Here is a 12,392-nt window from a genome sequence, read left to right on the forward strand (position 1 = left end):
CCTGTGGGAGCGCGCGGGCTTTGGGGTTTTGCGCAGGCAAAAAAAACCGCTGCCGAAGCAGCGGAAAGAGGGTGACGCCGATGTATGCGGGGTTGCTTGAAGGCTTACTTGCCGTAGCGCCGCAAAGCGCCCGGGCTGTAGAAGTCCTTGCTGGCCGTGAGGTTGAACACCATCTTCTTCTGGTACTCGTTGGTCATGAAATTGGTGGTGTAGCGACCGGAGATCAGGTCGTAGGTGGCATCCATGGCCGGGAACGGGGCATCGACGTCCGGCAGTTGCATGGGGTAGTTCTCGTAGACGCGCCACAGCTCGCCACGGCTGTCATACATTTCCGAGCCGGCGATCTGCCAGGTGTCCTCGTCGATGTAGAAGCGCCGCTTGCCATAGATATGCCGTGCGCCAGGCTTGAGGGTCGCCTCCAGCACCCAGACGCGGTGCTTCTCGTAGCGCACGTACTGCGGGTCGATGAAGCCAGCCTTGAGGAAGTCGGCGTACTTCAGCGACTTGCTCGCCAACTTGTAGCTGTTGTAAGGGATCAGCCGCTCCTGCTTGCCCAGCAGCTTCCACTCGTAGCGGTCCGGCGCACCGTTGAAGCCGCCGACACCATCGCTGGTCAACTGGCCGTAGCTGTAGCGGGCACTGGAGTCATACGCCACGGTCGGCGCCCGGCGTACCCGGCGCTGGCCTGGAACGTATTGCCAGGCATCGCGCACGGCGGCCACCTGGTTGATCGGGTCGTGCACCAGGGTGATCTCGCCCGCCACCCGCGACGGGCTCAGGGCACGGATCAGGCTGTAGTACAGCACGTTCTCATCGGGCTGCAGGTCGCTCAGGGCGTTGCGCCAGTGCACCGACTGGGCATAGGTGACCAGGGTCGAGGTGCCGTTGGCTTCCACCGTGGCCGAGGCCATCTCGCGCTCCAGCGAATTGCCGACATAGCGCGCCAGGTGGTTCCAGACGATTTCCAGCGGCTCGGTCGGCAGCGGGAACGGCACCCCCGCGCTGTAGCCGTTCAGGCCGTAGCCCTGGTCTGCCAGGGTGACCGCGCCGACGTTGGCCCGGGTCGCCTGATTGATGGCGTCCGGCATCCGCGCGGTGCGCTGGGTCGGATAGACGTTCAGCCGGTAATTGGGATAGCGCTTGAGCATCGCCGCCTGGCCCGGGGTCAGCAGCGCCTGGTATTGAGCCGCGTTGGCCTGGGTGATGACCATCAGCGGCGGCTGCGCGGCGAACGGGTCGGCGTAGTCGCCGTTGGGCGAGGCCGACAGGCTGCCGGGCTTAAGCCCGCCGTCCCAGGCCGGAATGCTGCCATCGGCACTGGCGGCGCGTTCGCCGCCCATGGGGTTGAGCGGGCCGTCGAGCTTGCCGGCATCGGTTTGCTTGGCGAAGGCCGGTGCCTGCGCGATTGCCAGAAGCAGCAACGCCAGGGGCAGTTTTTTCAGGGTGTTTTGCATCAGAAGCTCACCTTTAGGTTGACCGACGCGAAGTCACGATCGTCGAGGGTGGTGAAATCGTTCGAGCCAAAGAAATCGTTGTAGGCAAACTCCAACGAATAGTCGTTGCGGTACTCGAACAGCAGGGAAAGGCCGACGGCCTTCTGACCTTCCTGGAAGTTGGGGCCATATCCGTTCACGTCATGGCGGAAATTGATGCTCGGGGTGATCACCGTCGACGGCAGCACGCCCTCGTAGCTCAGGGCACCGCGCAGGCGGTAGCCCCAGGACCAGTCGTTGAAGAAGCCCCGGTTGGCGTTGCAGTTCTGCTCGTTGAGCGAAAGGATCTGCCCGCTGGTGAGGTTGGCGGTACCTGGGGTGATGCAAGCCGTTGCCGGCCGTGCCGGGTCGAATGCGCCGGTGCTGAGCTCGCTGCGCCCATAGGCGCCGCTGCGACCGAAACGCTCGTCGCCGAGGTCGGCGATATGGTTGACCGCCCCCTCCGCGGCCCAGGCAAAACGCTGCGCACCGAGCAGGTTGGGAATGCTGTCGGTGATCCCCAGGGAGAACTGGTACACCGGCATGCGCTTGTACCCTTCGATCGGCGCGCCGAACGCAGGCGCCACCCCAGGCGCTGTGAACGGTGTGTTGGGGCTGCGCAACAGGTACTGCACCAGGTCATTGCCGTTGAAGCCCAGCGGCTGGTTCGGCCGGTAGCTGAGCTCGCCGAACACCGCTGCACCGGCGATCACGCCGCTGAGGCTGACGCCATACAAGCGGATGTCCTCGGGGTAGACCGAGTTGTAGCTGGCCGTCTTGAAATTGGCCAAACCCGCCTGGCTCACGGCGCTGCCATTGAATGACGAGAAACGGCTGTGATAGTTGGCGTAATAGATGCCCAGTTCCGCATCGTTCAGCCCTTCCAGCACCTTGCGCAGGGCAAGGCCATACTGGCCGGTGTCGCTGGCCCAGTCGGTCTGCCCGCGCGGAATGAAGGTGCCGGTGCGCAGGGCGTTGGCGGTGGTGCGGTCGCCGCTGACGGCGGCGATGATCGGCCCGCACCCTTCCGGCGCGAAATCGGCGGCCTGGAAGAACGTACCGCAACCGTCCAGCACCGAGGCGCGGAAGTTGAACTGGTAGAAGCCCTCAAGGCTCAGTGTGTCGCTCAGGCCGAAGTTGAACGACAGCATTTCCACCGGCAGCTGCCCTTCCTTGAGCTCCACCCCCGGACGGTTGAAGGCCGACACGTCCAGCGGGTTGATGGCGTTGATGCCGTTCTGGAAGAACAACGCCTCGCCCCAGGTCAGCACCTGCTTGCCGAACTTCACGTTCAGCGGTTTGCCGGCCAGCTGAAACTCCTTCCACACATAGGCATCGAGGGTTTCGAAGCCCTGGAAGCGCGCCATGTCCGGCCAACCGCTGTCGTCGAAGGGCTTGAAATCACCGTCGCCGGTTTCCAGGGCATGGTCGTACCAGTACTTGAAGCGCACGAACGCGCCCTGACCGCCGTCGTTGAGGTCGAACTCGGTCAGGCCCTTGAACACCTGGGAAATCGCATCGTGCTTGCTGAAGTTCAGCCGCCCGTCGTCACCGTTGGTGTCGATGCCGCTGCCGGGCTTGCCGATGCTGAGCGCATCCGGGGCCTAGACCAGGTCCGGGTCGGCATTGCGCAGGGCCCAGTTCGAGCCCAGGCTCAGGGTGGTGTTGGTGGTCAATGACCAGTCCTCGCCCACGGCAAAGGTCGCCGCGTGGACCGCAGGGCTGGCCAGGCTCGCCAGCGCAACGCCAGCGGCCAGCAGGCTGGGCGCGAAATGCCCGGCCCGGGCGAGGGAAATGGCTGTACTGCTCGACATGCAAGTCACCTTTTGTTGTTTTTAATGGTGAAGCGCGCCCGTCCCGGGGCCGAGGGGCCCCAGTGAAGCGGTGTGCGGTGTGTGGCGTGTCAGTCGGGTTTGCCGCGCTCGCGCAGCAGTCTTGCGGGGATGCCCAGCAGCAGGACCAGGGCGCCGAGCACCAGCAGTCCGGCAATCACGTCGAAGGCCACGAACAGGCTGCCGGTGCGGGTCTTGACCGCCCCCACCAGCACCGGTGCGATCATCGCGGCGATGCCGCCCAGGGTGCTGATCAGGGCGATACCGCCTGCCGCCAGCGGGCCGCTGAGGTAGGCCGGCGGAATGGTCCAGAACAACGGCACGGCCGACAGGCAGGCGGCGGCGCCCAGGCTCATGAACGCCAGCGACAGCGGCAGGTTGCCCTGGAACAGCCCCAGCAGCAGGAAGCAGGCGGCGCCGGTGAACATGGTCAGCGCCAGGTGCCAGCGGCGCTCCAGGTGCTTGTCCGAACTGCGCCCGAGCAGGTACATGGCCACCAGGGCGATGCAGTACGGCAGGCTGCTGACCAGGCCGATACGGCCAAGGTCGGTCAGGCCCAGGCTCTGGATCAGGGTGGGCATCCAGTAGGCCACGGTGTTGGTGCCCGAATAGATGCAGAAGAACACCAGCCCGGCCATCAGCACCCGCGGGTCGCGCAGCAGGTGGCGGAACGAAGCGTGGGAGCCGCCGCCAGCAGCATGTTCACTGGCCAGCTGAGCCTGGACGATGGCTTTTTCACGCGCACTGAGCCAGCTGACCCCGTGCGGCTTGTCGTCCAGCCAGAACCAGGCGAACAGCCCCAGCAGCACCGCCGGCACGCCTTCCAGAACGAACAGCGCCTGCCAGTCGCGCAGCCCGGCCCAACCATGGAAATGGGTCATGATCCAGCCCGCCAGCGGCCCGCTGACGATCCCGGCGAAGATCCCCGCCATGATGAACACCGAGGTGATCCGGCCCCGGCGCGAAGCCGGAAACCAGTAGGTGAGGTACAGAATCACCCCGGGGAAGAACCCGGCCTCGGCAACCCCCAGCAAAAAGCGCGCGATGTACAGCCCGGTGGCGGAACCGACCAGGCTGGTGCCGATGGTCACCAGCCCCCACAGCACCATGATGCGCATGATGGTCAGGCGCGCCCCTACCCGTTGCATGTACAGGTTGCTGGGCACCTCGAACAGCAGGTAGCCGACGAAGAAGGCCGCCGCGCCCAGCCCATAGGCGGCGTCGGACAGCGCCAGGTCTTCGGCCATGCGCAGCTTGGCGAAGGAGATGTTGATCCGGTCGATCGAGTTGATCATGTAGGCAAGGAACAGGAACGGCAGCAGGCGCCAGGTGATCCTGCGATAAGTACGCTGCACTTCATCAGTGCCGGCATCGGCCAGCAGTGGCCGGCCGGGTTCATACACGCTGTTCATGGTCTTTCCTCTGGCGACGGGCGCTCATGGCATGTTCTTGTTGTTATCGATCCGCTTCAGCGCCCGGCCGCCTGGGCCTTGAGTGCCTCGTCGAGCATCGGCACGCCCAGCTCGCAGGCTTCGATGCCTTGCAGGCTGACGATCTTCAGCACTTCCAGCACCTGCTCGCGGGTCGCGCCCAAGGCCAGCGCCGCTTCGATGTGCCGTCGCGTGCCGTGGCCATAGAGGTGGGTGATGGCGGCATCGCCGGCGATGCACAGCAACTCGATCCACAGTGGCGGCAGAATGCCGTCCTTCCACAGGCCAAAGCTCATGGCGAGGAATTTCTCCAGGTAGGCCGGATCCCACTGGTAGAGGGTTTCCCACAGCGGGTTGAACATGCCGTTGGCACGCACCGCGTCGCACACCGGCGTCGGCCCTGGGGTGACCGGCAGGTCCTCGATACCCGCCTCGGCCAGCGCCTCGGCGAGCAACGGCACACCGAGGGCGCAGGCATGGATGCCGACCACGCTGGCCAGTTTGAACACTTCCAGGATCTCTGCCCGGCTGGCGCCCAGGCGCAGTGCGTCGCGCACATGGCGGCGCACGCCCGGGGCATACAGGTGAGTGGCGGTGACGTCGATGTTCAGGCGGATCAGCGCTACCAGCTTGGGGTCGAGGGTATCGTTGACCTGGCTCTGCTGGGCCAGCACCATGAAGCGCTCGGTCCAGGGGGCGTCCCATTCGGCCAGGCGATCCAGGCCCTCATCGATCAGGCCGGCCGCGCGCAGGGCGTTGAAGTTCGGGGTCTCGCTCATTGTCGTTCTCGATTCGTAAGAGGTTCAGATCACACTGCCGCCATTGGGGCTCAGCACCTGGCCGACCAGGTAGTGCTCGCCAGCCAGGTACAGCACGGTGCCGGCGTATTCCTCGACGCTGCCGAAGCGCCCCAGCGGAACGCCCTGCCACAGGCGGTTGCGCGCCTCCTCGCCGATGGCGTCCAGGTAGCCGTTGAAGGCCGGCGTGGCGACCCCGCCCGGGGCCATGGCGTTGACGAAGATGTTGGCGCCCGCCACCTCGTAGGCCACCGACTTGGTGAAGGCGATCACCGCCCCCTTGGTCGCGCAGTAGTGCGGGCTGTGGGCGCTCTTGCTGGACAGGCCGGCAATCGAGGCGATGTTGACGATGCGGCCCTCGCGCTGCGGCTCCATCAGCCTCAGGGCGGCGCGGGTGCAATAGAACATGCCGTGCACATTCACACCCCAGTAGCGGTGCCATTCCTCATCGCTGATCTGGCTTGTGAAGCCCAGCGAGCGACGTGGCTCGGGGCTGGACATGTAGCGATAAAGCGCATTGCGTCGCAGGGTGTCGACTTCGCGGTTGGGGGTCAGCGCCGCGTTGTTCACCAGCACATGCAAGGTGCCGAACTGCGCGACGATCTGCTCGAACATCCCGTCGACTTCGCGGCTGGAGGACACATCGCAGCGCACGGCCAGGCATTCGGCGCCCGCTGCCCGAACGGCTTGTGCCGCTTCATCCAGGGACTGTTCGCTGACATCGCAGATCACCACCTTCGCCCGTGCCTGGGCGAACGCCACGGCACACGCTTTGCCCAGGCCCGGCCCCACGCCGGTGACCAGGACGACTTTGTTTTCCAGACTCATGCTTCACGCCTCTAATGCAATTGGAGTCGGGTGACCGGCGCTGGCACGGCCACCCACGTCACAGGCCGTGGCTCAGAACTGCCCTGGCACGGTGAAACCGCGCTGGCCCGGCTTGCGGTTCGGCGCCATGCCCAGCTGGGCGAGGGTTTCGTCGGTGCTGGAATAGCTCTGGCCGATCTTGTAGATCTCGCGCGCTTCCTTGCCGGTGGCGATCTCGCGGCCCAACTCGCGGGCCAGGCGCACGGTCTGCTCGATCTGCTGCACCGAGCCCATGCGCTCGCCCTTGCGGCCCCACAGGGTGTCTTCGATGCCGACCCGCACATGCAGGCCCATGGCGATGGCCATGGCGTTCATCGGCAGCACCGCGCGCATGGCGCTTTCCATCGACAGCACCGCGCCCGGTGGCGTGCGCTTGACGAACTCGATCATGTCGGACGGGTCCAGGCCCGCCGCGCCGCCGCCGATGGCCACGTAGTTGAGGATCAAGGGGCCGGTGTACAGGCCCTTGCGGATCAGGCGCTCGACGGTTTCCAGCTGGTGCACGTGGCCCAGCATGAAGTGCGGCTGGATGCCGGCGGCCTGCAGGCGCTTGAGGTGCTCGATGAAGAACGAGGGGCGCGCGTCGGAGACCATCTCCTGGTAGGCATTGAAGTAGGCTGGCTGCTCAAGGATGGTGCCGGCGGTGTCATCGGCGGTCAGCAGCTCGCAGATGTTCATCTGGCTGGTGTTGATGGCGATGGTCACCTGGTCGGGCTTGGGCGAAAGCTCGGCCAGCATGTGCCGGGTGTCGTAGTCCAGCCAGGTGGCGGACTGGCCCTCGCTTTCCGGGGCGAAGGAAATCGAGCCGCCGACTTGCAGGACCATGTCCGGCACGGCCTGGCGCAGCAGGCCGAGCATTTCGTTGAACTTGCTCAGGCGCTTGGAGCCCTTGCCGTCCTCCTCGCGAACATGGACGTGCAGCACGGTGGCGCCGGCGTTGTAGCAGTCGATCGCTTTCTGGATCTGGTCGTCCATGCTCACCGGAATGTCGTCCGAGCAGGCCGGGGTCCATTGCGGACCGTAAGGGGCTACCTGAATCACCAGTTTTTCCTGGTTTTCCGGGAACAGACTGTCATCGAGGAAATGCATCGTTACTTCTCCGTTCTATTTATCGTTATGTGAACGAATGAGCGCACAGCAGCTCGCATAGGGAAGAAGTTACTGGCTTCGCGGTGACGATTTTTATCACTTCGTCACAGGGTTTTATCATTTCGGCACTTTCGCGCCGGCCTTGCGCCAGTCGCGCGGCGTGCACGCAAACCAGCGCTTGAAGGCACGGCTGAAGTTGCCCTGGGTGTCGTAGCCAAGGCGGCTGGCGACCTCGGCAATGGGTAGCTGCGGGTCGATCAAAAGGCGCGCCGCCATGTCTTTGCGGGTCTGTTCAAGCAGCACTTCGAAGCTGGTGTGGTGCTCGCTCAGGTAGCGGTACAGGGTGAAGCGATGCACCGCGAAGAATTCCGCCACCCGTTCCACCGAGCATTCGCCCTGCAACAACAACGCCTCGATGACCTGGCGCACCCGGCTCGGCAGGTCAGGGCCTTCACGCCCCTGCAGCTCGTTCAGGTGGCTGCGCAGGAAGTCGTCCAGCTGTTGATCGTGGCCACTGCGTGGCGTGTCGAGCAGGGCCTGGGGGAACAGCACCTCGTGCTGCGATTGGCCGAACCACACCGGGCAGCGGAAGCACTGTTCGTACAGCGCCGCCGAGGGCGGCTTGCGGTAGGTGATGCGCACCAGCGCCGGCCGCCAGGCCTTGCCGACGACCAATTGCATGATGGTGACGATGGCGGCCAGGTACGCCGTCAGCAGCTGTTCGCTGCCGGGCACGTTGCCGACGATGGACAAGCGCAGCCCGGCATAGCCACGTTCTTCGACAAGGTTCAGGTGCAGGCCGCGATACCACAGCCCGCAATAGCGGATCAGGCTTTCCATGGCCGCGCGCACCGTCGAGGCGTTGAGCACCAGAAAGCGCAGGGGCCCCGCGTTCTGCAGGTTGGCGCGCTGGCCGAGCAGCAGCCCGAGATGATCGCAACCGGAGGCGGCCGCCGCCGCTTCGAGGATGCGGCCGTGGGTCAGTACCGGTAGCGGGCTGAGGTGCTGCTTGAAGGATTCGGGGTGGATGCCGAATTCGCCCAGCAACGGCCAGGGATCGACGCCATGGTCCTGGAGTACCGCCGGCAATGAAACCAGCGCCCCCACGGGGATGGATTTATCTGCAATCCGTGGGCTCGCTCGTTTCATCGCCGGACCTCCTCGGCGGCTGTCAGTACTGGTCGGGCTCGAATGCCCTGAGGGTGTCAGCGCCGTGACCGATGCGCTGCAGGTGGATAGCCGTGTCCGGCAGTATACGCTCGAAGAAGAACCGCGCGGTGGTGCGCTTGGCCTGGTAGAAGGCGGTTTCCGTCGTACCCCGTGCCAGCTGCCGGTCAGCGACCAGGGCCATGTGCGCCCATTGCAGGCCGAAGGCGACCAGGGCCGTCAGGTGCAGGAAATCGACCGCGCCCGCAGCCGTTGCCGTGGCATCGGCGCCACCCAGGTAGTCGACGGCCGCGACCAGGTCGGCCAAGGCCAGGCGCAAGCGGCGCACGTCGGCCAACTCCTCGCCATGGGCGTCACAGAACGTGCTGACCCGTTCGATGAACCGCTTGATCGCCCGCCCGTCATCGAGCTTGAGCTTGCGCGCCGCCAGGTCCATGGCCTGGACACCGTTGGTGCCTTCATAGAGCGGCGTGATGCGCGCATCGCGCAGCAACTGCTCCATGCCCCATTCACGAATGTAGCCATGCCCGCCAAAGCACTGCATTGCAAGGCTCGTGCACGCCACGGCCTTGTCGGTGCAATAGGCCTTGATCATCGGTGTGAGCAGCCCGAGCAGGTCGGCGGCCGCTTCGCGCACGCCCGGGTCCGGGTGCCGGTGCGAAAGGTCGACCTGCAGCCCGGCCCAGTACGTCAGCGCCCTGCCCCCTTCGACGAAGGCGCGCTGGGTGAGCAGCATGCGCTGCACGTCCGGGTGCAGGATGATCGGGTCGGCGGGTTGCTCGGCCCCCCCTGCGCCACCCGGTGCGCGCCCTTGCAGACGCTCGCGGGCATAGCGCACGGCATTCTGGTAGGCCACCGAGGCCAGGCTCAGGCCCTGCACCCCGACTGCCAGCCGCGCACTGTTCATCATCACGAACATCACCCGCAGGCCCTGGTGCGGCTGGCCGACCAGGTAGCCGGTGGCGCCGTCGTAGTTCATCACGCAGGTGGGGTTGCCGTGAATGCCCATCTTCTCTTCGAGCGATCCGCAGCGCACGGCATTGCGTGGGCCCAGGGAGCCATCGGCATTGACCAGGAACTTCGGCACGATGAACAGGCTGATGCCCTTCACCCCCGGCGGCGCGTCCGGCAGGCGGGCGAGCACCAGGTGGATGATGTTCTCGGCCAGGTCGTGGTCACCGGCGGAAATGAAGATCTTCGTGCCGGTGATGCGGAAACTGCCGTCGGCCAAGGGTTCTGCGCGACTGCGCAGCAGGCCCAGGTCGGTGCCGCAGTGCGGCTCGGTCAGGTTCATGGTGCCGGTCCAGCGGCCCTCGATCATCGGTGGCAGGAACAGCGCCTTCTGTTGCAGCGTGCCGCCGCTGGCAATGGCGTTGGCCGCGCCGTGGGTCAACCCGGCGAACATCGAGAAGGCCAGGTTGGCGCTGGTCATGATCTCGCGCACGGCGATGCCCAGTACATGGGACAGCCCCTGGCCGCCGTATTCGGGGGAAGCGGTCAGGCCCGTCCAGCCGGCCTCGGCATACTGCCGATAAGCCTCGCGAAAACCGGGCGCGGTGGTGACTTCGCCATCGGCCAGGGTGCAGCCGTGCTGGTCGCCGACGGCATTGAGCGGGGCCAGGATGCCGCTGGCCAGCTTGCCGGCCTCTTCGAGGATGGCGGCCATCACATCGGGCGGTGCGTCGGCGAAACCCGGCAGGTCGGCATAATCTTCGACGTGCAGCAGTTCATCGAGCACGAAACGCATATCCCGCAGGGGGGCGTCATAACGGATCATGGTCTTTCCTCAGAGTCGTTCGATGACAACGGCCAGGCCCTGGCCGACGCCGATGCACAGGCTGACTACCGCATAGCGGCCGCCGCGCCGTTCAAGTTCGCGCACCGCCGTCAGCGCCAGCCGCGCACCGGACGCGCCCAGCGGATGGCCGAGGGCGATGGCGCCGCCGTTGGGGTTGACCCGCGGGTCGTCGGCCGCAAGGCCAAGCAGCTTCAGGCAACCCAGCACCTGGGCGGCGAAGGCTTCGTTGATCTCGATCAGGTCCATGTCCGCCAGGCTCAACCCGGCACGGGCCAGGGCCTTGGGAATCGCGTAGGCCGGGCCGATGCCCATGACCCGCGGGGCCACGCCGCTGGCGGCGCCGGCGAGGATGCGCGCCCGCGGGCGCACACCGTGCCGCTCGCCCAGGGCGCGGCTGCCGATCAGCAGCGCGGCGGCACCGTCGTTGATGCCCGAGGCATTGCCGGCCGTCACCACGCCATCGCTGAACAGCGGCTTGAGCCGCGCCAGGTCCTGGGCGGTGGCCTGCGGGCGCGGATGCTCGTCGTCCGCCACGCTGAGCGTGCCCTTGCGCCCGGCCGGTGCCTGCACCGTCAGCAGTTCGCCGGCGAAGAAGCCATCGGCCAGGGCGGCGGCGTAGCGTTGCTGCGAGGCCAGGGCAAAGGCATCGGCGGCTTCGCGGTCGATGCCGTAGTCATGTGCCACGTTGTCGGCGGTTTCCGGCATGCTGTGCTCGCCGCAGCGGGTAGCCACCTGCGGGTTGGGAAAGCGCGCGCCGAGGGTGCTGTCGAACAGTTTTGCCTCGCGGCTGTAGGCGGTCTCGCTCTTGCCCAGCACAAAGGGTGCGCGGCTCATGCTTTCCACGCCACCGGCCAGGTACAGCTCACCTTCGCCACAGGTGACGGCGCGGGCCGCATCGAGCACGGCGGCCAGGCCGCTGGCGCAGAGGCGGTTGACCGTCTGCCCCGGCACGCTTTCCGGCAGCCCGGCCGCCAGCAGGGCATTGCGCGCGACGTTGCGGCTGTCTTCGCCTGCCTGGTTGGTGCAACCGAGGATCACGTCCTCGATCTGCTCGGCGGCGAAGGCCGAGCGTTGCACCAGCGCGCTCATCAGTTGGGCGACCAGGTCGTCGGGACGTACCGTGGCCAGGCTACCGCCGTGGCGGCCGAACGGCGTGCGCAGGCCGTCGTAGATATAGGCTTCGAGCATTTGACGTGTTCCTTCTCAGTGATCGGTTTCAGCTGTCAGGGGCCAGCAGTGACAGGCCCAGATGAGCACGGCGCATCAACCAGGGGCTGGGGCGGTAGCGCGGGTCGCGGTAATAACGGTGAAGCTGGTCGAGGATCTGCAGCACCTGCCCTGCCCCCAGCGCATCGCCCCAGGTCAGCGGCCCCATGGGGTAGCCGAGGCCCAGGCGGATGGCGTTGTCGATGTCGGTGGCACTGGCCACGCCCTGCTGGGCCATGTCGCACGCGATGTTGATGACCTGCGCCAGCACCCGCTGCGCGACGAAACCGGCGCTGTCGCGGATCACGCTGACCGGCGTGCCGTCACTGGCCAGCAAGGCATGGGCGGCGTCACGCCAGCCGGCGGCGGTGACCGGGGTGGTCATCAGCACACGGCGCCGATCCAGCGGCAGCAGCGTGTCGAGGGCGACGCAGCGCACCGGGTCGAGGCCTTCGGCAAGGGCGGCGCAGGTCGCATCCTGGCCCAGGGGCAACACCAGGCACAGGGCCTCGGCGCTGGGGCGCGCGCCCTGTTCGACGGTTGCCCCCAGGCGTTCGAGCAGCGCCAGCACAGCTTCGCGCGCTTCAGGGCGCGAAGCACTGACCCATACCGGCGGCAGCGCCACACAGGGCGCCGGTGGCTCTGCGGGCACTTGCTGCACGCCTTCCAGATAGCGGTAGAAACCCTGCCCGGTCTTGCGCCCAAGCAAACCGGCGGCCAGCCGCTGGCGGGGG

The 12,392-nt window shown here is 66.3% G+C and carries 9 protein-coding genes and 1 pseudogene; all 10 read right to left on the reverse strand.

Annotated elements, in window-relative coordinates:
* Window positions 1–104: 104 nt before the first annotated feature.
* Window positions 105–1,454, reverse strand: coding sequence for a DUF1329 domain-containing protein (locus tag PMI38_RS00470; RefSeq protein WP_008089294.1), 1,350 nt, complete (start codon window positions 1,452–1,454; stop codon window positions 105–107).
* Window positions 1,454–3,286 (reverse strand): annotated as a pseudogene (locus PMI38_RS00475) (DUF1302 domain-containing protein). Before PMI38_RS00475 ends, PMI38_RS00470 begins: the two are co-directional and overlap by 1 nt.
* A gap of 89 nt (window positions 3,287–3,375) precedes the next feature.
* On the reverse strand, window positions 3,376–4,716 hold the full coding sequence (locus PMI38_RS00480) for an MFS transporter (RefSeq protein WP_008089300.1): 1,341 nt from the start codon (window positions 4,714–4,716) through the stop codon (window positions 3,376–3,378).
* 56 nt (window positions 4,717–4,772) lie between these two features.
* Window positions 4,773–5,513, reverse strand: a complete 741-nt coding sequence (locus PMI38_RS00485; RefSeq protein WP_008089302.1) for a carboxymuconolactone decarboxylase family protein — start codon at window positions 5,511–5,513, stop codon at window positions 4,773–4,775.
* Window positions 5,514–5,537: 24 nt separating this feature from the next.
* The gene (locus tag PMI38_RS00490) at window positions 5,538–6,359 is read right to left on the reverse strand and encodes an SDR family NAD(P)-dependent oxidoreductase (RefSeq protein WP_008089304.1); all 822 of its coding nucleotides are present in this window, start codon (window positions 6,357–6,359) and stop codon (window positions 5,538–5,540) included.
* Window positions 6,360–6,431: 72 nt separating this feature from the next.
* On the reverse strand, window positions 6,432–7,487 hold the full coding sequence (locus PMI38_RS00495) for a 3-keto-5-aminohexanoate cleavage protein (RefSeq protein ID WP_008089306.1): 1,056 nt from the start codon (window positions 7,485–7,487) through the stop codon (window positions 6,432–6,434).
* A gap of 117 nt (window positions 7,488–7,604) precedes the next feature.
* Entirely contained in the window at window positions 7,605–8,636 is a 1,032-nt protein-coding gene (locus tag PMI38_RS00500; protein WP_008089308.1) for an AraC family transcriptional regulator, read from the reverse strand.
* Between the two features lie 22 nt (window positions 8,637–8,658).
* A complete protein-coding gene (locus tag PMI38_RS00505; RefSeq protein WP_008089310.1) occupies window positions 8,659–10,431 on the reverse strand; it encodes an acyl-CoA dehydrogenase C-terminal domain-containing protein in 1,773 nt (590 codons plus the stop codon).
* A gap of 9 nt (window positions 10,432–10,440) precedes the next feature.
* Window positions 10,441–11,640 carry a 3-oxoadipyl-CoA thiolase gene (locus PMI38_RS00510; protein WP_008089312.1) on the reverse strand — a complete coding sequence of 400 codons (1,200 nt, stop codon included), beginning with the start codon at window positions 11,638–11,640 and terminating at the stop codon, window positions 10,441–10,443.
* 28 nt (window positions 11,641–11,668) lie between these two features.
* Window positions 11,669–12,392: 3-hydroxyacyl-CoA dehydrogenase family protein (locus PMI38_RS00515; RefSeq protein WP_008089314.1), on the reverse strand; the 724-nt coding region annotated here is incomplete at its 5' end.

The sequence above is a fragment of the Pseudomonas sp. GM84 genome, assembly GCF_000282535.1.
GTDB lineage: Bacteria > Pseudomonadota > Gammaproteobacteria > Pseudomonadales > Pseudomonadaceae > Aquipseudomonas.

Bases quoted from the DNA above. Each gene is read 5' to 3' on its own strand.
- PMI38_RS00470 (WP_008089294.1), bottom strand. From the start codon at position 1,454: ATGCAAAACACCCTGAAAAAACTGCCCCTGGCGTTGCTGCTTCTGGCA.
- PMI38_RS00490 (WP_008089304.1), bottom strand. From the start codon at position 6,359: ATGAGTCTGGAAAACAAAGTCGTCCTGGTCACCGGCGTGGGGCCGGGC.
- PMI38_RS00500 (WP_008089308.1), bottom strand. From the start codon at position 8,636: ATGAAACGAGCGAGCCCACGGATTGCAGATAAATCCATCCCCGTGGGG.
- PMI38_RS00505 (WP_008089310.1), bottom strand. From the start codon at position 10,431: ATGATCCGTTATGACGCCCCCCTGCGGGATATGCGTTTCGTGCTCGAT.
- PMI38_RS00480 (WP_008089300.1), bottom strand. From the start codon at position 4,716: ATGAACAGCGTGTATGAACCCGGCCGGCCACTGCTGGCCGATGCCGGC.
- PMI38_RS00485 (WP_008089302.1), bottom strand. From the start codon at position 5,513: ATGAGCGAGACCCCGAACTTCAACGCCCTGCGCGCGGCCGGCCTGATC.
- PMI38_RS00495 (WP_008089306.1), bottom strand. From the start codon at position 7,487: ATGCATTTCCTCGATGACAGTCTGTTCCCGGAAAACCAGGAAAAACTG.
- PMI38_RS00510 (WP_008089312.1), bottom strand. From the start codon at position 11,640: ATGCTCGAAGCCTATATCTACGACGGCCTGCGCACGCCGTTCGGCCGC.